The 18,824-nt window shown below is 65.7% G+C and carries 17 protein-coding genes; 6 read left to right on the top strand and 11 right to left on the bottom strand.

Annotation, left to right across the window (positions count from 1 at the left end):
• Positions 1–124: 124 nt before the first annotated feature.
• Both BN972_RS03510 and BN972_RS03505 read left to right on the top strand, forming a co-directional pair.
• A complete protein-coding gene (locus BN972_RS03510; RefSeq protein ID WP_036352945.1) occupies positions 125–1,375 on the top strand; it encodes a DegT/DnrJ/EryC1/StrS family aminotransferase in 1,251 nt (416 codons plus the stop codon).
• Positions 1,372–2,400: a glycosyltransferase gene (locus BN972_RS03505; protein WP_036352943.1), complete on the top strand. Its 1,029-nt coding sequence runs from the start codon at positions 1,372–1,374 to the stop codon at positions 2,398–2,400. Before BN972_RS03510 ends, BN972_RS03505 begins: the two co-directional genes overlap by 4 nt.
• Positions 2,401–2,406: 6 nt before the next feature.
• On the opposite strand, the gene BN972_RS03500 is transcribed toward BN972_RS03505, so the two are convergent.
• From BN972_RS03500 to BN972_RS03490, 3 genes are all read right to left on the bottom strand, one after another.
• Positions 2,407–3,936 carry an FAD/NAD(P)-binding protein gene (locus BN972_RS03500; RefSeq protein ID WP_080696780.1) on the bottom strand — a complete coding sequence of 510 codons (1,530 nt, stop codon included), beginning with the start codon at positions 3,934–3,936 and terminating at the stop codon, positions 2,407–2,409.
• Between the two features lie 143 nt (positions 3,937–4,079).
• A complete protein-coding gene (locus BN972_RS03495) occupies positions 4,080–4,775 on the bottom strand; it encodes a dTDP-4-amino-4,6-dideoxyglucose formyltransferase (RefSeq protein ID WP_036352941.1) in 696 nt (231 codons plus the stop codon).
• A 24-nt stretch (positions 4,776–4,799) separates the two neighbouring features.
• Positions 4,800–5,369: a TetR/AcrR family transcriptional regulator gene (locus tag BN972_RS03490; RefSeq protein WP_080696678.1), complete on the bottom strand. Its 570-nt coding sequence runs from the start codon at positions 5,367–5,369 to the stop codon at positions 4,800–4,802.
• Positions 5,370–5,570: 201 nt separating this feature from the next.
• On the opposite strand from BN972_RS03490, the gene BN972_RS03485 reads away from it, so the two are divergent.
• Positions 5,571–6,467, top strand: a complete 897-nt coding sequence (locus tag BN972_RS03485) for a TauD/TfdA dioxygenase family protein (RefSeq protein WP_036352936.1) — start codon at positions 5,571–5,573, stop codon at positions 6,465–6,467.
• 8 nt (positions 6,468–6,475) lie between these two features.
• On the opposite strand, the gene BN972_RS03480 is transcribed toward BN972_RS03485, so the two are convergent.
• From BN972_RS03480 to guaB, 3 genes are read right to left on the bottom strand one after another with little or no spacing between them, the layout of a single operon-like run.
• A complete protein-coding gene (locus tag BN972_RS03480) occupies positions 6,476–8,221 on the bottom strand; it encodes a GMC oxidoreductase (protein WP_036352933.1) in 1,746 nt (581 codons plus the stop codon).
• Positions 8,222–8,265: 44 nt separating this feature from the next.
• Positions 8,266–9,393 carry a GuaB3 family IMP dehydrogenase-related protein gene (locus tag BN972_RS03475; protein WP_036352930.1) on the bottom strand — a complete coding sequence of 376 codons (1,128 nt, stop codon included), beginning with the start codon at positions 9,391–9,393 and terminating at the stop codon, positions 8,266–8,268.
• A 17-nt stretch (positions 9,394–9,410) separates the two neighbouring features.
• Positions 9,411–11,009, bottom strand: coding sequence for an IMP dehydrogenase (guaB, locus tag BN972_RS03470; RefSeq protein ID WP_036352927.1), 1,599 nt, complete (start codon positions 11,007–11,009; stop codon positions 9,411–9,413).
• Positions 11,010–11,184: 175 nt separating this feature from the next.
• On the opposite strand from guaB, the gene BN972_RS03465 reads away from it, so the two are divergent.
• Complete coding sequence (locus BN972_RS03465; RefSeq protein WP_036356422.1) at positions 11,185–11,598, top strand: DUF5319 domain-containing protein; 414 nt, start codon at positions 11,185–11,187, stop codon at positions 11,596–11,598.
• A gap of 22 nt (positions 11,599–11,620) precedes the next feature.
• Here BN972_RS03465 and BN972_RS03460 read toward each other — a convergent pair whose 3' ends face one another.
• From BN972_RS03460 to BN972_RS03450, 3 genes are all read right to left on the bottom strand, one after another.
• On the bottom strand, positions 11,621–12,625 hold the full coding sequence (locus BN972_RS03460) for an anti-sigma-D factor RsdA (RefSeq protein WP_080696677.1): 1,005 nt from the start codon (positions 12,623–12,625) through the stop codon (positions 11,621–11,623).
• On the bottom strand, positions 12,618–13,193 hold the full coding sequence (gene sigD / locus BN972_RS03455) for an ECF RNA polymerase sigma factor SigD (protein WP_065141251.1): 576 nt from the start codon (positions 13,191–13,193) through the stop codon (positions 12,618–12,620). The genes BN972_RS03460 and sigD overlap by 8 nt, the downstream gene beginning before the upstream one ends.
• Before the next feature lie 80 nt (positions 13,194–13,273).
• Entirely contained in the window at positions 13,274–14,122 is an 849-nt protein-coding gene (locus tag BN972_RS03450; protein ID WP_036352922.1) for a hypothetical protein, read from the bottom strand.
• Positions 14,123–14,494: 372 nt separating this feature from the next.
• Between BN972_RS03450 and BN972_RS03445 the strand changes: the two genes are divergently transcribed.
• The gene (locus BN972_RS03445; RefSeq protein WP_036352919.1) at positions 14,495–14,803 is read left to right on the top strand and encodes a WhiB family transcriptional regulator; all 309 of its coding nucleotides are present in this window, start codon (positions 14,495–14,497) and stop codon (positions 14,801–14,803) included.
• Between the two features lie 93 nt (positions 14,804–14,896).
• On the opposite strand, the gene BN972_RS03440 is transcribed toward BN972_RS03445, so the two are convergent.
• Entirely contained in the window at positions 14,897–15,952 is a 1,056-nt protein-coding gene (locus BN972_RS03440) for a DUF4185 domain-containing protein (protein ID WP_051545008.1), read from the bottom strand.
• 25 nt (positions 15,953–15,977) lie between these two features.
• Entirely contained in the window at positions 15,978–16,901 is a 924-nt protein-coding gene (locus BN972_RS03435; RefSeq protein ID WP_036356414.1) for an LLM class F420-dependent oxidoreductase, read from the bottom strand.
• A gap of 243 nt (positions 16,902–17,144) precedes the next feature.
• On the opposite strand from BN972_RS03435, the gene BN972_RS03430 reads away from it, so the two are divergent.
• A partial coding sequence (locus BN972_RS03430; RefSeq protein ID WP_080696676.1) for an NAD-binding protein occupies positions 17,145–18,824 on the top strand: 1,680 nt, incomplete at its 3' end.

Below are 18,824 nucleotides of genomic sequence, written 5' to 3'. Positions count from 1 at the left end.
GTCATCCCGAACGTATGAGATTCACCGGGGTTAGCTACGCCGAGTAGACAGCAAAATCAGGTTAGGCTAACCTGAGCAACTTGAGTCCCCCTGCCGATTACCCAGCTAACTGAGTGGACGGACCTTGACCTCTGCCTCGAATAAAATTCGGACGTTCCACGGTTCGTTGCTGGAGCCTTTGTCGAGCCGACACACGACCCGGGTCGGAGCCTGGCCAAGACCCGAAGCGGTCCGTGCGGCCACTTCTGAGATCCCGTTCATCCGCCCTACCTTTCCGGGACCCGCCGAGCTAGCAGAGGATTTCGGGCGGATCGCCGCCGCGAACTGGTACACGAATTTCGGTCCGATGGAGCAACGATTCGCCCGCGCGATGGGCGAATACCTCGGCCCCGACCTGCATGTTGCCACCATGGCGAACGGGACGATGGCACTGATCGCCGCACTGAATGTCACCCTGGGCGCGGGAAGCCGGGACCGCTACGTGCTGATGCCCTCGTTCACATTTGTCGGGGTGTCGCAGGCGGCCCTGTGGACGGGGTATCGGCCTTGGTTCATAGACATCGACGCCCATAGCTGGCAACCATCCGTCCCCTCGGCACGCTCGGTCCTGGAACGATCGCGGGACCAGATCGCCGGCATCGTGCTTCCGAATGTATTCGGCGTCGGGAACCCGCAGATCGACGCCTGGGAGGCCCTCGCGGCCGAATGGGACCTTCCCCTGGTGGTGGACTCCGCGGCCGCATTCGGCTCCACATACGCCGACGGCACGCATGTGGGGGGACGCGGCGCCTGTGAAATTTTCTCGTTGCATGCAACCAAGCCGTTCGCGGTCGGAGAGGGCGGCGCTCTGGTGTCTCGCGACCGCCGACTGGTCGAGCAGGCTTACCAGTTTCAGAACTTCGGCTTCGCCAAGTCGCGGGAATCCACGCACTTCGGCATGAATGCGAAGCTGCAGGAGATCAACGCCGCGATTGGGCTGCGCCAGCTGGTAGACCTTGATCACCGCCTCGCCAGCCGCCGTAGCGTGCTGGCGAGCTATCGTGCCGGACTGGCCGGCACAGGCGTGTCCTTCCAGCAGAATGCCGATGCTTCGTCGCTCTGCTTTGCCAGCGTGTGCTGCACGTCCGCCGATCAAAAGGCCGCGGTGATGGCCAGTCTGCACAGCGACGCGATCCGGGCACGTGACTACTACAACCCGGCACAACACCTGCATCCCTACTTCTCGACCAACAGCGAATTGGTGCAATGCACGGATCTGACTGTCACAGAGGACATTTGTTCACGAATCGTATCGCTGCCGGTGCATGACCACATGGCAGAAATTGACGTTGCCCGGGTGGTGGCCGCAGTGCAGTCCGGCGGACGCTCGACGTGAGTGAGACGTTCGCCGCCGGTTCGCCGAAAGTCAGTGTCGTCTCGATCACTTACAACCAGGAGGCCTACATTCGCGACGCCCTGGACGGCTTCGTCGCGCAGAAGACTGACTTTCCGGTCGAGGTCGTCATCGCCGACGACGCCTCCACCGACACCACGCCGGCGATCGTCCGGGAATACGCCGAGCGCTACCCCGTCCTGTTCCGACCGATCCTGAGGTCCGAAAACATCGGTGTGTACGCGAATTTCGTGCAGACGCTCGCCGCCGCGCGAGGTCAGTACGTCGCTTTGTGTGAAGGGGACGACTTCTGGACTGATCCGCTCAAGCTGGCCAAGCAGGTCGAATTCATGGATCAGCATCCCGAAACGACTGTGTGCTTTCACCCGGTGCGGGTGGTCCACACAGACGGGACACCCGATTCAGTGTTCCCGCCACTTCGTCTACGCCGCAAGTTGAGCCTGGAAGCCTTGCTGGAGCGCAATTTCATCCAGACCAATTCCGTCATGTATCGCCGCGACATCCGCTACGACGACATACCGGCCAATGTCATGCCACTCGACTGGTACCTGCATGTTCGACATGCAATAAACGGTGAGATCGCCATGCTGCCAGAGACGATGGCGGTGTATCGCCGTCAGCCACAAGGTATTTGGTATGACGTCGATCGTGACCGCCAAGAGTTCTGGCGCAAGAGGGGCCACGGGATGACTGCGTCCCTGAACGCGATGCTTGACCTCGTTTCGGGCGACGAAGCGCGGGAAAGGATTGTCGGGAAGGTTTCCGATATCGTCTTCGCGGAGCTGGCACGCCTGCCAGGCCCCTCAGGACATGCCGTCCTACATCAATCCATTGCCGACCATCCGCGATTGGCGGCGCTTGCCTGGCAGCACCGCTGGACAGGAACACCGTTGCGTCGCCTTGAGCGCAAGATGTCCAAAGCGCAGGCTGCTACACAGGTCTACTCTGCGGCAGTCGTACACCAGTTCAGAAAGGGACGCCGTAGCGGCGCTCAAACGCAACCGTGACGGGCGTTAAGCCGAGAGTTGAGTTCTGCACGATCCGACGGTCCCGTCGTAGCCATGAGCAGAAATCAGGCTGGGCGCCAACAGTTTGGCCAACGACCGGATGCGCGGTGCGCTCTCCACATGCCAGAACCGGATCTTCGAGTTGAAATTGCCGCCGACCAGCGGCCCGATCACGTGCAACCCCGGACTCGCCTCGAAGTCGTCGTTCACCAGGACGCCGCGGTTGGTGCGGTTCGGCCGACACAGGCCGTTACGTATCATACTGACCAATAGCGGCGACGAGCATGCGTCCAGATCCTCGAACCCACCGCAATTCAAGACCGCGGCAAAGGTTTTCGGATGTTTGCGCTCCCCATCCGGGGTGCGGTATTGCACCGTGGCGACGGGCCTGCCGGACGTGCAGGCGCCCACACTGGTGACTTCTCCAGCCAGCACGGAGAGTTTGCCGTCGGCGGCCAGCTCGTCGGCGGCCTGACGGCAGTCGCGTCCGGCGCGCCGCACCAATTTGGTGTAATTCATCCCGTGCACACAGTGAAACTCCTTCTGCTGCAAGAGATCCATCCTGCCCAGAGCTTGGACCACGAGCGCCCCGATGCCGTCATACAGATCGGCGATATTCAGGCACCGGTGTTCAGCGGTTTTCAGATCGGCGCGGATCGCCGCCATAAGGCCCTCCGCGTCAACCGTTTTCGCTGAAACCAGCGCGTTAAGTCGGGGAAAGTCGAACTCCGGCGGGTTCTCGAAAATCGGGTAGGGCAGCGAGCCGGAACGGGAAATGACCGTGACCGAGTCCACGTGTCCGCGAATGCGCGCGTCGTGGCGTAACAGGTACAACGCTTCGAGCGAGGTCGCGTTGGAACCCACGATCAACACGTTGCGCTGCTCTGGCGTCTCGACCCGCTCCAGTGCGTCGAGCAGCCGCGCCATGTTGCTCTCCCCGTCCGGCAGGTACAGGTCGTTGATGTAGGTGAAAGGCGCTGGGGCGGTGTGGGTCCACAGGGTCTTCGGCGGAGGACTACCGACGGCGACCACAACCTTGCGTGCGCCGATCTCGTCAAGCTCGGCCGAGCTCAGGCCGATCACGAAGCGACCGTCCGCAGCCCTCAGGCTGACCGCCTCGGCACGGATGGGCACGACCTCCGCCACGTTCAATTCTCCCAGCGCAGCGACGGCGGCAGTCACCTGCTCGCCGATGAATGTGCCGAACACGTTGCGCGGGAGGTAAAGCTCGCCCCACTGATTGGAATCCAGTGCTGCGCGGTTGTCACTGATCCAGCGCGCCGCCGCGTCGCCGCCTTGGTCGGAGAAAGCGGGCAGCCAACGGTGTTTGTTGTGCTCCAGCCAGGCGATGTAGGCCGACTTCTCGGGTTCGTGGATGAACTCGTCGAGCTTCTGGATGGCGAGCGAGCGGACGCTGGAGCGGCGTCCGTAGGGAAGGCCGCACCAGAACTGGTCATCGCGCTCCACGACCGCGATTCGCAGCTTGGTGGGCCGCCGGCCGGTCTGCAGGGCCTGCGCCATTTCCAGCAGGGTCATGGAAGTGGCGATCCCACTGCCGATGAAGGCGAGATCGAACAGCGGTGGAGCGCTCGTACGCGGCACGCACTCCACCTCTCCATCGAATTGCCGAATTAGGGAAGGCTAACATAAGCACCGGGGGCGGGCAGGGCTTCCGCGCTTCAGCCGTCCTCGGGCTCCAGCACCAGCCGGACGAACACCTTGCGCCCGTTCTCGTCGACGAACCAGGCATTGCGATAGTCGTCGTGGGTCAACGCGCGCAGCCGATTCAGGAATTGGCCGAACGTTCCTCGTTCACCGAGGTCCAGTTGCCGAAGTTCGGCGAAGTCCTTCTTCAGATTGAGGTTTCCCTCGCCGGGCATCGGCGAGGCGGTGTAGTTGCCGTCGCGGATGGCCTCGAAATGTTCGAGCACCAACTCGCGCTCGATCTCCAGCAGCCGGGCATAGACGCTGCCCGAGGTGTCCCATGATGCGATCGGGCATTCACGCTGGGCGATTATCGGGCCGTGGTCGAGCTGGTCGTCCATCTCGTGGATCGTCACCCCGACCTTCTGCCCGTCGATGATCGAGAAGACCTGCGGAAACCAGCCGCGGTTGTAGGGATTAAGGCCTGGGTGCACATTCACACACCGGACTCCGTCGAGTAGTGCGTCGGGGAACTTCTGCTTGCAGTGCAACGAAAGCACCAACCCATAGCTCTCGACGATTTCGGCCGTGCGCTCCTTGACGTCCAGCCGCGGCACGCCCGCAAGTTGCCCGATCGGAGTCTGGTAGACCTCGACGCCGTCGTACTTGGCTTGCAGTTCAGCCGCGATCGCGTGGGCGTGGACATTGTCGGTCAGGATCAGAATTTTCATCGCCCGCGCACCCTACTCGACCGCTCAGTGCGGTTCGATCAATCGGGTCGCCTCATCGATCACCGCCTGCCGCAGATCGGCATCGGTCAACTCCTCGAGCCCGGTCGCCGAGCGCAGCATTGGTTCGAACAGCCGCCAACCCAGTCGCAGCGCGAGGGCATTTGCGACGGCCAGTCGCGCGTCGGAATCTTTGTCGTGACGCGTGCGCGCATAGTCAAGCAGCGGGACCACGTTGGGAAAGCGGGTCTTCAGTTGTTCGGCCGAGTATCCATCGAGCAGAGCCCGCGCCCACACCCGCATCTGACGGTCCATCGCCCGATCCACGACTTCGGACTCGGCATCCGAATGCAGCAGCGTTGTCAGCTCGGCGCCCAGGTGATCGAGCACGGCGCGGACCAACTGTTCCTTGGTGCCGAAGTGACGAAATACCAACCCGTGATTGACCTTCGAGCGCGCGGCGATGTCGCGGATCGACGTCGCGGCAGGGCCCCGCTCGGCAAACAAGTCAGCCGCCGCCTGCAGGACCGCGGCCGCCACCTCCTCCCGCCCAGTGGGAATCGGGCCGCGCGAGGCGTTTGCCGGCCGTGTAGTCACCCGCCAACGTTAACCGGGTCGGCAAGTGACTACACCGCAGCCCGCGTCGCCCGTGGGCCCGATGCCGCGTTGAGCGCGTTTCAACTGCTTAAGGCACACACTCGGCGGAGTAACAGCAACCCCTTGCGGGATGTGTAGCCACCTGACTACAGTCGGCGATGTAGTCGGGCGACTACACCCCCTCTAAAAAGGACGAGAACGATGGCAGACCAGATAGTCGTGCACAAGCTCGGCAGCCGCATCGGTGCCGTGGTCAGCGGAGTGCGCCTAAGCGGCGACCTCCCAGCTGCCGCAGTCGAAGAGATTCGCGCGGCCCTGCTGACCCACAAGGTGATCTTCTGCCGCGATCAGCATCGGCTCGACGACGCCGAACAGTTGGCGTTTGCGGCGCTGCTGGGCACTCCGATCGGTCATCCCGCCGCCGCCGCCCTGGCCCCGGACGCCCCGATCATTACCCCGATCAACTCCGAGTTCGGCAAGGCCAACCGCTGGCACACCGACGTCACCTTCGCCGCGAACTACCCGGCGGCGTCCATCCTGCGTGCGGTTACGTTGCCCAGCTACGGCGGGTCGACGCTGTGGGCCAATACCGCCGCGGCGTACACGGCGTTGCCCGAGCCGCTGAAGTGCCTGGTCGAAAATCTGTGGGCGCTGCACACCAACCGCTACGACTACGTGGACAGCGTGTCCACCGAGTCGGCCACCGACCTGCAGCGGGCGTTCCGGCAGGCGTTCGAGAAGCCCGATTTCCGCACCGAGCACCCGGTGGTGCGGGTCCACCCGGAAACCGGCGAGCGCACGCTGGTGGCCGGCAACTTCGTGCGCAGCTTCGTCGGCCTGGACAGCACCGAGTCCAACGCGCTCTTCGAACTGCTGCAGCGACGAATAACCGTGCCGGAGAACACCGTTCGATGGAACTGGCGGCCCGGCGACGTCGCCATCTGGGACAACCGGGCCACCCAGCACCGCGCGGTCGACGACTACGACGACCAGTACCGGCTTATGCACCGGGTCACCCTGATCGGCGATGTCCCCGTGGATGTGCACGGCCGGCGCAGCCGGGTCATCAGCGGGGCACCGCTGGCTCTGGCGGGCTGAGGGCCGGGCTAACTCGCGTCGGCCGTCGGGGCGATTTCCTCCATCGGCAACCGGCGTAGCGCACCGGGCGCGTCGGCGGGCACCACTGGGTGCTCGGGCTCGATCGGATCCAGCCGGCGGTACGGCTCACCCTGTTTGGGCCGCAAGTCATCCTGTCCCTTGTTGGGCCACAGCGCGGCGGCCCGCTCGGCCTGCGCGGTGATCGATAGCGACGGGTTGACGCCCAGATTCGCCGAGATCGCCGCTCCGTCAACCACATAGAGGTTCGGATAGCCGTAAACCCGGTGGTAGGGGTCGATCACGCCGTTGTCAGGGCTGTCCCCAATCGCCGCCCCGCCCAGGAAATGGGCGGTCAGCGGGATGTTGAACAGCTCGCCCCAGGTACCACCGGCCACGCCGTCGATTTTCTTGGCGATCCGCCGGGTGACTTCGTTGCCGACCGGGATCCAGGATGGGTTCGGCTCGCCGTGGCCCTGTTTGCTGGTGTACCAGCGGATGCCGAGCTTGCCGCGCTTGGTGTAGGTGGTGATGGAGTTGTCCAGGTTCTGCATGACCAGCGCGATCATGGTGCGCTCGCTCCACTCTTTGGTGTTGAGCAGGCGAATGATCGCCTTCGGGTCCTCGCGGGCCAGCCGGATCAACTGGCGCCACCGCGGCTCGTCGGTGCCCTCGGGACCGGAGCCGTCGGTCATCAACGTCTGCAGCAGCCCCATGGCGTTGGAGCCCTTGCCGTAGCGGACCGGTTCCACATGCGTGTCGGAACTCGGGTGGATCGACGACGTAATCGCCACGCCGTGCGTCAGATTCAGGTCCGGTGACACCTTGAGCCGCGCGGCACCGACGATCGACTCGGAGTTGGTGCGGGTCAGCACACCCAGCCGCTGGGACAACCGCGGCAGCTTGCCCTTGTCGCGCATGTTGAACAACAGGTGCTGGGTGCCCCAGGTTCCCGCGGCGAGAATCAGGTGATTGGCGGTGTAGGTCCGACGATCGCGGCGCAGCCAACTGCCGGTGCGCACGGTCTGCACCTCCCACACCCCGTCGGAACGTTGCTCGAAGTTCTTCACCGTTGTCATCGAAATGACCTCGGCCCCAGCCGATTCAGCCAGATAGAGGTAGTTCTTCAGGAGAGTGTTCTTCGCGCCGAAGCGGCAGCCCGTCATGCAGCAGCCGCATTCCAGGCACCCGGTGCGCTCGGGTCCGGCACCGCCGAAGTACGGGTCGGGCACCTTCTTGCCGGGCGTCTTCGTGCCGTCCGGACCGAAGAACACCCCGACCGGGGTCGGCACGAAGGTGTCGCCGCAGCCCATCTCGTCGGCGACCTCTTTGACAATGCGGTCGGCGTCGGTGAACGTCGGGTTGTAGACCACGCCGAGCATCCGCTGGGCCTGCTCGTAGTGCGGCATCAACTCCGAGCGCCAGTCGGTGATGTCCCGCCACTGCGGGTCGTTGAAGAACGGGTCGTTCGGGATGTACAGCGTGTTCGCGTAATTCAGCGAACCGCCGCCCACTCCGGCGCCGGCCAGGATCATCACGTTCTTGAGCGGGTGGATGCGCTGGATGCCATAGCAACCCAGCTTGGGCGCCCACAGGAATTTGCGCAGCTCCCACGAGGTCTTGGCGAATTCGTCGTCGGCGTAGCGCTTGCCGGCTTCTAGCACGCCGACCCGGTAACCCTTCTCGGTGAGCCGCAGCGCGCTGACGCTGCCGCCGAATCCTGAACCGATAATCAGGACGTCATAATCAGGCTGCATTGCTGCAGTATGACCGGCTTTACATCGGAATTAAACAGCAACCCCTAGGTGCTGACTGTCAACCCGACCTTCTGGAATTCCTTGAGGTCGCAGTATCCGGCCTTGGCCATCGAACGCCGCAGGCCCCCAACGAGATTCAGCGTGCCGAACGGGTCGTCGGAGGGGCCGTTGAGCACCCGTTCCAGCGGCGGCCGCTCGCCTACGGCGATCTGGAGCAACGCCCCGCGGGGCAGCGAGGGATGCGCGGCAGCGGCCGGCCAGAACCAGCCGTCGCCGAGCGCCTCGGCGGACTCGGCCAGCGGCGTGCCGAGCACCACTGCGTCCGCTCCGCAGGCGATCGCCTTGGCCAACTCGCCCGAGGTGTGAATGTCCCCGTCGGCCAGCACGTGGACGTAGCGCCCGCCGGTCTCGTCGAGGTATTCGCGGCGTGCGGCGGCGGCGTCGGCGATCGCGGTGGCCATCGCGACGTTGATGCCCAGCACCTCGTCGGTGGTGGTGACGCCCTGGGTGGAGCCGTAGCCGACGATGACGCCGGCCGCGCCGGTTCGCATCAGGTGCAGGGCGGTGCGATGGTCCTGCACGCCGCCGGCGACGACGGGAATGTCGAGTTCGGAGATGAAGGTCTTGAGGTTGAGCGGCTCACCGTTGCTGGCCACCCGCTCGGCGGAGACGATGGTGCCGTGGATGACGAGCAGGTCGACACCGGCCTGCACCAGCACCGGGGTCAGCGCCTGGGCGTTCTGCGGGCTGACCCGTACCGCGGTAGTGACGCCGGCCTCGCGGATACGCGCCACGGCGGCGCCCAGCAGGTCGGGGTTCAGCGGGGCCGCGTGCAACTCCTGCAGCAGCCGGATCGCCGCCGACGGCTCGGGCTCCTTGGTGGCGGCCTCGACCAGCTGGGCGACCTTGGCCTCGACGTCGGCGTGCCGTCCGTACAGCCCCTCCCCGTTGAGCACGGCCAGCCCACCGAGCCGGCCCAGCTCGATGGCGAACTCCGGGGACACCAGGGCGTCGGTCGGGTGGGCCAGGACCGGGATCTCGAACCGGTAGGCGTCCAGCTGCCAGGCCGTGGACACATCCTGCGACGAGCGGGTGCGCCGCGACGGCACGATGTTGATGTCACTGAGCTCATACGTGCGACGGGCGCTGCGGCCCATGCCGATTTCGACCATTTCGGTGTCCGTGGGCTCTACCGAGCGTAGTAGTTGGGCGCTTCGACGGTCATGGCGACGTCGTGTGGGTGACTCTCCTTCAACCCCGCCGGGGTGATCCGGACGAACTGCGCCTGTTGCAGCACTTCGATGGTGGGCGCGCCGGTGTAGCCCATCGCGGCGCGCAGCCCACCAGTCAACTGGTGGATCACCGATCCGAGCGGACCGCGGAACGGCACCCGGCCCTCGATGCCCTCGGGCACCAGCTTGTCCTCGGAGAGCGCGTCGTCGGCGAAGTAGCGGTCCTTGGAGAACGACTTCGTCCCGTTGCGGCCCTGCATGGCGCCCAGCGACCCCATGCCGCGGTAGCTTTTGTACTGCTTGCCGTTGACGAAGATCAGTTCGCCGGGCGCCTCGGCGGTGCCGGCCAGCAGCGAGCCGAGCATGGCGGTCGAGGCGCCTGCAGCCAGCGCCTTGGCGATGTCACCGGAGTACTGCAGCCCGCCGTCGGCGATCACCGGCACACCCGCCGGGCGACACACCGCGACCGCTTCCAGAATCGCGGTGATTTGTGGTGCGCCTACCCCGGCGACCACCCGGGTGGTGCAGATCGAACCGGGGCCCACGCCGACCTTCACCGCGTCGGCGCCGGCATCGACCAGCGCCGCGGCGGCCGAGCGGGTGGCGACGTTGCCGCCGACCACCTCGACACGGTCACCGACCTCGAGCTTGAGCTTGCTGACCATGTCCAGCACCAACCGATTGTGGGCGTGTGCGGTGTCAACCACCAGCACGTCGACCCCGGCATCGACCAGCATCATGGCGCGCACCCAGGCGTCGCCGCCGACGCCCACCGCGGCGCCCACCAGCAGCCGACCGTCGCTGTCCTTGGTGGCCAGCGGGTGCTGCTCGGTCTTGACGAAGTCCTTGACGGTGATCAGGCCGGTCAAGCGGCCGTGTCCGTCCACAATCGGCAGCTTCTCGATCTTGTTGCGGCGCAGCAGGCCCAAGGCCGCCGACGCGCTGACGCCCTCCTGGGCGGTGATCAACGGGGCCTTGGTCATCACCTCGGCGACCTGCCGGGACTGGTCCACCTCGAAACGCATGTCGCGGTTGGTGATGATGCCGACCAGCGCTCCGTCGTCGTCGACGACCGGCAACCCGGAGATCCGGAACCGGGCGCACAGCGCGTCGACCTGGGCCAATGTGTTGTCCGGACGGCAGGTTACCGGGTCGGTCACCATGCCGGCCTCGGACCGCTTCACCATTTCGACCTGGCCGGCCTGTTCGGCGACGGGCAGGTTGCGGTGCAGCACGCCCATGCCGCCGGCCCGGGCCATCGCAATCGCCATCCGGGACTCCGTGACAGTGTCCATCGCCGAGCTGACCAGCGGTACCTTCAGCCTGATCCGCTTGGTGAGCTGGCTCGAGGTGTCCGCCGTGGCCGGGACCACATCCGAGGCCGCGGGCAACAGCAGCACGTCGTCGAAGGTCAGGCCCAGCATCGCGATCTTGTGCGGGTCGTCACCACCGGTAGGCACCGGGTCGTGCGCGAGGTCGCCCAGTTGGGCGTCGCGCACATATGGGCTGCCGACCAGGTCGGAGCTGTCTTCGAGGTGGGACATGCCACGGGACATCGGTGGAGCCCTCCAGATGCATGTTCGGGGTGAAAAAACTCATCCTATCGGCTCAGGCTGACACTCCTACTCGCAAGTTCTGCGTGGCGCGTCACTGGCTTGAGAAGCGGCGCGCGGTTCGGCTCGCCCGGACAATTTCTGGCATTATCGCTGCCCGGCTGCGTAGGCTATGGGGGTGCGTGACCACCTCCCGCCGGGTTTGCCGCCTGACCCTTTCGCCGACGACCCCTGTGACCCGTCGGCCGCGTTGGAGGCCGTTGAGCCCGGTCAGCCGCTCGATCAGCAGGAACGGTTAGCCGTCGAAGCGGATCTGGCCGACCTGGCTGTGTACGAAGCGTTGTTGGCGCACAGGGGAATTCGCGGTCTCGTGGTGTGCTGCGACGAATGCCAGCAGGACCACTACCACGATTGGGACATGCTGCGGGCCAACCTGCTGCAGCTGCTGATCGACGGCACCGTCCGCCCGCACGAGCCGGCCTACGACCCGGAACCGGACGCCTACGTCACGTGGGATTACTGCCGCGGATACGCCGACGCGTCGCTCAACGAAGCGACCTCAGACGCGGACGGATTCCGGCGCCACCTTTAGGCCGCCGCTGCGCCGATTTCGCTCAAGGCGTAGGTCCCGGCGGGAACGGTGTTCTCGGTGTGGCCGGACCCGATGTCCTGTCCCAGAGTTGTCCCGACGGTGTCGGCACCGTCGATGAACCCGGCGCCGCCGCCGGTGAGGTGGGCGTCGGTGCCGGCGTGCTCGGCTTGTGTCTGCCCTTCGATGTCGGTGTCGGCGTGGGTGCGGTCGTGCTCGGCGGCGTCGTCGAGGGCGGTGTCGCCGAGGGCGTCGTCGAGGGCGTCGTCGAGGGCGTGGTCGAGGAATGCCGGTGCTTGGTGGTCGTCGGCGGCGTGGGCGACGTGGCGGTGGTACTCGGCTCGGTGAGCTCGGGGGCGGGGGCCGCGGGCGGCGTCCACGAGTTCGCCGGGGCCTCGGGCGCGAGCTGCCCGCTCGGCGGCGACGCCGGTCGCACCGTCGCGTTGGGATCGCGCTTCTCCACCTTGGTGTTCAACTGGGTCACCTCGTCCAACAGCCCCTGGCGCCGGCTGCCGTCGTTGACGCCCTGCAGGGTGCTACTGACTTCGGCGAGCTGCGTCTGGGCCTGATCCCACTGACCCTGGGCGATCATCTGCTGAACCTTGGCCAGATCCGCCTTCGCGGACAACATGATCTGGTCGTCACTGACCCGCGGCTCGTTGAACATCATGGCGTGCAGCCCGTACAAAAGGTCGCCCGGACGGGCATCGGCAATCACGGCGCCGAACCCGCTGAGCATCAACAGGGTGGCGGCCACCAAGCCGACCGCGGCCAGGCCGCGACGGCCGCGCCCGCGGTCCATCATCCCGGCCCGTAGGGCGTCTTCGGCTTCCTCCTGTGACACCAGCGCGCTGGCCGGGGGCCATCTCAGGTCGTCGCGCCAGTCCCCCAGCAGCGCGGTCAGGGGATCGTGCCCGGGATCGCCTACGTCACCTTCGGTGCGTGTGGCCAGCGCGTCGAGCAACAGGTCGGTGTGGGCCACGTCGTCCAGGCGATCACCCCAGGCGTTGCCGAAATCTGAATTACGCATACTCACCTGCCGCGACGATCTCGTCTCTCAACCGTTGAAGTGCGCGATGCTGAGCCACCCGAACCGCTCCCGTGGTGCTGCCTACCGCGGCGGCGGTCTCCTCTGCGCTCAGGCCGACCACGACGCGCAGGACCAGGATTTCGCGCTGCTTGGCCGGCAGGATCTCGAGCAGTTCATTCATCCGCGTGACCGAATCGGCTTCGATGGCCCGCTGCTCCGGCCCAGCGTCCGCCGAGCGACGCTCGGGCACCTCTTCGGCGGGATAGGCCAGGTTCCGGCCGGCGGCGCGGTGTGCGTCGGCGACCTTGTGTGCTGCGATGCCGTACAGGAAGGCCAGGAACGGGCGTCCTCGGTCCCGGTAGCGCGGCAACGCCGTAATGGTGGCCAAGCACACCTCCTGAGCCACGTCATCTGCTGACAGGCCGCTCCGCTCGACCGTGCCGACTCGCGCTCGGCAGTATCGGACGACGATCGGACGAATGGTCTCCAGCACCTCCCGAAGGGCATTCCGGTCCCCTGCGGCGGCCTCCGCGACCACAGCGTCGAGACGTTCCCCTTGCATTGTCATCGACGCTGGTTTCTCCAAAGTCACAAACGGGACTCATCCCGGGCTAACTCGCTGATCGACAATAACGGGCGGACAGAGCGTCAGGCGGTACGCCAGATTCCGCCAGAGCGTTGCACCTCACCTGCGCAAATATCCCGGATTTCGACGAGTTCGCGCAGCCCTTGTGCTTCAACCGTGACGCTTCCGGTATCGATCAGCAAGCAAGCCAGCGCCCAGCGCAGGGGTCGCAAGCCCAGCGGTCCGGTGGTCTCGAGCGCCCGCTGCGCGACGTCGCGGGCCCGTTCGATCGCCCCGCTGCTGCACAGGGCAGCCGCCAGCACGACATCGCTCTTGACCCGGTGGCGCGCCGAGGCGCCGGTCATGACCTGCGCCAGCTCGACCGCCTCCTGCGCCCGACTGACCGCGGTCACACCGTCGCCGGATGCCATCGCCAGTTCGGCGCCCACCCACCGGCGGCGCACTGCCAGCCGGTCGGCCGTCACGGCCGGTAACTCGGCGCCGTTAAGCAACGCGTCGGAGCGGGCCAGCAACCGCTCCGCCACCCCGAAGCGGCCGACGCCCAGCGCGTCGGCCGCCAATCCCACCAGTGCATCGGCGCCCGCCTCCGGATCCTGGCCCGCCAGGGCGAACGCGCGGCCGTCCCAGCCGCGCGCCAGGGTGTGCCAACCGAGTTGCCTCAGGAACGATCCGTGGGTGCTGTGCGCCAGGGACGCCAGCGGGCCGGCTTGCTGCTGCGCGCGCAGCGCCGCCAGGTCGGTGTATGCGCTGCCGTACCGGCCCTGGCCGCCGGCGGCGACGGCGCGCAGCCAGAGCTGTCGTGGGGTATTTGCCGTGGGCAGCGGCCAGGCGCCCGGCCGACTGCCGAAAGCGGCTTCGGCCAGCTCGTTTGCCAGACCTGAAGCCGCAGAACTGTAACGGGTTTCAATCACCGTGATAGCAGCCGCCTCAATGGTAAAAAGTTTGTGCGTTCCGTGTTACCGGAATATTACTCACAGCCCTTCATGTGCCAATTACAAGACGCTCACGTTAGCCGTCTGAACAGGCGTTTTGCGATAACGTTCCAGTCCGGTTAGCACACCTAGTCGTCGGCTAAAGCGTCACAGATGAACGCGAAGTTAATTCTCTTACAACGCGTGCGTATTTCGCCACAACGCACGCCTATTGACGCCAATTCGTTAGCACCCCTAGCGTCTAGGAGTGTTCGGTGTAGTCATCGGTGACGCCACTGCAAATTCAGTTGCACACTCGCCCTGATCGCGAGCCTATCCGCATCAGGTGCGCCGTGCAGAGAGGAATCAGCAATGCCACAGCCGGAACAGCTACCTGGACCCAACGCCGACATCTGGAACTGGCAGTTACAGGGGTTGTGCCGCGGTGTCGACTCGTCGATGTTCTTCCATCCTGACGGTGAGCGTGGCCGGGCCCGCATGCAACGCGAGCAGCGCGCCAAGGAGATGTGCCGGCGCTGCCCGGTGATCGACGAATGCCGCACCCACGCGTTGGATGTCGGCGAACCCTACGGGGTGTGGGGCGGCCTGTCGGAGTCCGAGCGCGACATGCTGCTGAAGGGTTCGATTGGACGCGGTCGCGGAATCCGGCGCTCGGCCTGAGTCCTCCTAGACGACGCAGGTCCGGGGTGCCTAGCCTCCGGGCCTGCGTTCGTGTGTCGTGCACCCCAGCGCCCACTGCGTGGCCGCAAGCGTTCACCGGTGCGGGTGCACCACCAGGTGCTGGGTGTTGTAGATCTGCGGGCCGTCGATTGGCGTATGCCACTGGCTGCCGAAGATGTGCAGATTGTCCAAAGTGGAACCGGGCAGGATGAACCCGCCGTAGTTCTGCGGGATGAAGTTGGCGTCGTCCGCATCGTGCTGCTGCATGACAAGGGTCGCCGCGCCGTTGCTGAAGATTTCGGCGGGACCGCCGCGGCCCACCTGCACCCGAACAGCACCAAAACCGATCGAGGCGTCGAAGCCGGCTAGCACCGGTCTGCCGTCGACCTCGCGGAAGCTGAGTTCTCCGTAGTTGCCGGGGCTCAAGGGCTTTGCGGCCAAATCACCCGGCCTGCCCCAGTGGGTGCCGGTCCACGGCCGCCAGGCGCTGCGGTCGGTCACTCGAGCGGCCTCGACTCGGTACATGGTGACGGGCCGGGTCCGGTCGAACGAATCCGCGGCGATGTAGACGTCGCCGTCGGCGGCCTGATAACCGCTGATCTGCGTGGGGTGGCCCGGGTCGGGCGCGGGGGTCCAGGGTCGCCACGATCCGTCGATGCGGCACCAACCGGCCGCCGGGTCATCGGTGACCTGCACCAGCCAGGACCCGCCGTCGGGGACGAGGTCGCTGGTGCCGGTGACCATCATGTACGTCGTCCCGTCACGCAGCTCAATACTGCCCGCGGGCAGCGTGTTTCGTCCGTGGGCGGGCGGCGGTGGCGGGAACAGCACGGTCCGGCTTCCGGAGGGTCCGGTGAGCGGCCGGCCGAACCGCACCCGTCCTGCCGAGTCGAGTGACACCGGCACCGCCACCGACGGGTAGTGCGGGTCCGCGCCCACGTGGTCACCGCGAAACGAGTCGCCGAACACCGCGACGAGTTTCCCGTTGGGTAGCCGGACGATCTCGCCCAGGTCGACGGCGCCGATGCCGCGGATGCCGCGCCGGGCTCCCGTCCCGGCCACCGCGCCGAGATTGCGTGCCTCGCCACGAGCCAGGCCGATGCTCGAGAATGCAAGCGCCCCCGGCCGATCGGACCGGGGGCGCTTCATGCAGCCGAATCTAGCGCCGGCTGCGTCAAGCGTCGATCAACGGGCGCAACGCCTCACCGACCTTGGTGATGACACCGGGTGTGTATCCGTGCGTCGGGAGGTTGACGATCACACCGTCGATACCGACGTCGAGGACACGACGCTTGATCTCGTCGGCTATCCGTTCGATGGTGCCGGTGACCGCGCGACCACCTCGCGCCTCGTCGATGTCGGCGGGGGCGCCGAAACCGTCGACAACCAGCGTCAGCAAAGCGCTGGTTTCCAAAGTCGCTGGGTCCCGGTTGATTTCGGCGCAACGTTGCCGCAGCACGTCGAGCTTTGCGGGTAGCTGGTCGATATCGGCGATGAGGTTGAGGTGGTCGGCATAGCGGGCGGCCAAGCGGAATGTCTTCTTCTCGCCGGAGCCGCCGAGCATGATCGGGATGTGGTCACGGTAGCGGGGCTCGTTGATCGCGCTCTCGGTGCGATACCACTTGCCGGAGAAGCTGGGCCGCTCCCCATGAAGCATCGGAAGGATGATCTGCAGCGCCTCCTCCAGCTTCTCGAACCGTTCGGTGAAGGTGTCGAACTCGAAGCCCAGTTGCTGGTGTTCCAGCTCGAACCAGCCGGCCCCGATACCGAGGATCGCGCGGCCGGCGCTGACCACGTCAAGCGTGGTGATGATCTTTGCGAGCAGGGTCGGGTTGCGATAGGTGTTGCCGGTGACCAGCGTCGAGAGCTGGACCCGCTCGGTGGCGGTGGCCAGAGCACCCAGCGCCGTATAGGCCTCGAGCATGGGCTCGTCGGGCTCGCCTAGCCCCGGCAACTGGTAGAAGTGGTCCATCAGCAGCACAGTGTCGAATCCGGCATCCTCGGCCTCCCGGGCCTGCGCCTGGACGGCGGGGAAGAGTTCGGCGACCGGGGTGCCGTAGGAGAAGCTGGGAATCTGCAATCCAAGTCGAATGGTCATGCTGTTGTGCAACCACCCGATGCCGAAAATAAATCCCGTACACCCGCGGCCATTGTCGTCGTGATTGTTGCCCATGCGTCACCAAATCAAGTCGATCTCGTTGCAACGGGCGACTGTGCTTGCGCGCCACAGCTATTCACGACTTGAAACGTCCGCTTCCGGTGGCACTATCCGAGCCCGTGACCGATAGTCATATGAACTGCACAAGAATTGACGACAACAAGCGAAGGTCACGACCCCCGTATGGGTGAAGTCTTTCAATTTCATCGCGAGATCATCGTCAGCGGTGACGACCCGCTGTCGAGGACGATCGCTGAAGAACTCCGAGGGGCCGGCGCCCGGATCATCAAGATCAACACCGCCGCCGATCTGCGCGCCGCCGGAGTGCACCGCGCCCGCGCCGTCGTCTGCGCTGGACCCAACGATGCCGTAAACCTAGAAATTGCGCTACTTGCAAGGGAATTCAGTCCTAGCGTCCGGGTCGTGGCGCGTCTGGCCAACGAGGTGCTGCGTCGTGGGGTGGCGGGCGTCAACGGGCCCGGTGCGATCCTCGACCTTGCAGACCTGGCCACCCCGTCCATCGTCGAGGCAGTGCTGTCCCGCAACACACACCAATTCGAGGCTGCCGGTATCGATTTCGTGGTCTGGGGTTCCGAGGCACGGCATGACGGCACGCTGCGCGAAATTTACGCAGACCTGGCCCCGGTGGCGGTGGTACACGGCAAGAACGCGCCGATCCCCGGCGAGGTGGTGCCGTGCCCGGGACGGGATCAGCAGGTGTACGCGGGCGACTGGACATCGATGATCGGCGTCAAAGACGAATTGGAGGCGCGCGGTATCGCCGCGCCGCCACCTACGACGATGCGGTCGCGCCAGTCACGGATACGGCGCGCAATCGATGCGGCCCGCGCCATGCGCGACGACCTCAATCCGATGGTGTATCCCTCGCTGGTGTTCACGGTGCTGCTGACCCTCGTGTCGACGGTGATCGTTCGGTTCGGCCACCAGAATCCCGAGCTATCGTGGGTCGACGCGCTCTACTTCGCCTCGGAAACGATCACTACCGTCGGCTACGGCGATTTCAGTTTTGCCTATCAATCCACTTTCTTGCGCCTGTTCGCGGTTGCGCTGATGTTCGGCGGCGTGATCGTCACGGCGGTACTCACCGCGTTTCTGGCGGACCTGCTGCTGTCGCGGCGTTTTGTCAGCACCACCGGGCGGCTGCGCGCCCGCCACATGCGCGGCCACATCGTCGTGGTCGGCCTCGGTTCGATCGGCGTGCGCGTCGTCACCGATCTGACAGCCGCGGGCTACGACGTGCTGGTTGTCGAGCAGAACGAGAACAACCCCTTCCTGCAAACGGTGGCCGAACTCGATGTACCGGTGATTTTCGGTGACTCGACGATGCGCCAGACGCTGGAGGCGGCCCGGGTCGATCATGCCCGCGGAGTCGCGGTGGTCACCCGAGACGACATGGAGAATATCGAGACCGGGATCGTGCTGCTCGAGATCCTGGGGTCCGACACCAAGGTGCCCATCGTGATGCGCGTGCAGGGACGGGCGCTGGGCACTGCGATCAATCGGCGGTTCGGTTTCGAGAACGTGCGCTCGATCGTCGACCTGGCAGCGCCCTGGTTCATCGGGGCGGCGATGGGGCTGCAGGTGCTCGGGACCTTCTGGGTCGGTCAGCGCTCCTTCATGGTCGGGGCGATGCTGGTGGCAGCGGGCAGCGAGCTGGACGGACTGCTGATGCTGCAGCTGTCCACGCAGACCCGTGTCATCGCGATAATCCGCCCGGAAGGTCCGATCAGACTGCGGCCCCGCCGCGACGCCCGGCTGAAGGCCGGCGACACCGTCTACCTGATCGGCCCCTACCGCGAACTGATCGCGACACTGCGCAAGGGCCAGCCGCCGCCGTTGACC

Source organism: Mycobacterium asiaticum DSM 44297, assembly GCF_000613245.1.
Classification (GTDB): Bacteria; Actinomycetota; Actinomycetes; order Mycobacteriales; family Mycobacteriaceae; genus Mycobacterium; species Mycobacterium asiaticum.
This window is presented reverse-complemented; position numbering and strand designations above follow the sequence as displayed.

Coding starts and splice junctions, on each gene's coding strand:
- BN972_RS03480 (WP_036352933.1), bottom strand. CDS start 8,221: ATGCAGCCTGATTATGACGTCCTGATTATCGGTTCAGGATTCGGCGGC.
- sigD (WP_065141251.1), bottom strand. CDS start 13,193: ATGACAATGCAAGGGGAACGTCTCGACGCTGTGGTCGCGGAGGCCGCC.
- BN972_RS03485 (WP_036352936.1), top strand. CDS start 5,571: ATGGCAGACCAGATAGTCGTGCACAAGCTCGGCAGCCGCATCGGTGCC.
- BN972_RS03495 (WP_036352941.1), bottom strand. CDS start 4,775: ATGAAAATTCTGATCCTGACCGACAATGTCCACGCCCACGCGATCGCG.
- BN972_RS03475 (WP_036352930.1), bottom strand. CDS start 9,393: ATGGTCGAAATCGGCATGGGCCGCAGCGCCCGTCGCACGTATGAGCTC.
- BN972_RS03440 (WP_051545008.1), bottom strand. CDS start 15,952: ATGAAGCGCCCCCGGTCCGATCGGCCGGGGGCGCTTGCATTCTCGAGC.
- BN972_RS03500 (WP_080696780.1), bottom strand. CDS start 3,936: ATGACCCTGCTGGAAATGGCGCAGGCCCTGCAGACCGGCCGGCGGCCC.
- guaB (WP_036352927.1), bottom strand. CDS start 11,009: ATGTCCCGTGGCATGTCCCACCTCGAAGACAGCTCCGACCTGGTCGGC.
- BN972_RS03460 (WP_080696677.1), bottom strand. CDS start 12,625: ATGCGTAATTCAGATTTCGGCAACGCCTGGGGTGATCGCCTGGACGAC.
- BN972_RS03445 (WP_036352919.1), top strand. CDS start 14,495: ATGCCACAGCCGGAACAGCTACCTGGACCCAACGCCGACATCTGGAAC.
- BN972_RS03435 (WP_036356414.1), bottom strand. CDS start 16,901: ATGACCATTCGACTTGGATTGCAGATTCCCAGCTTCTCCTACGGCACC.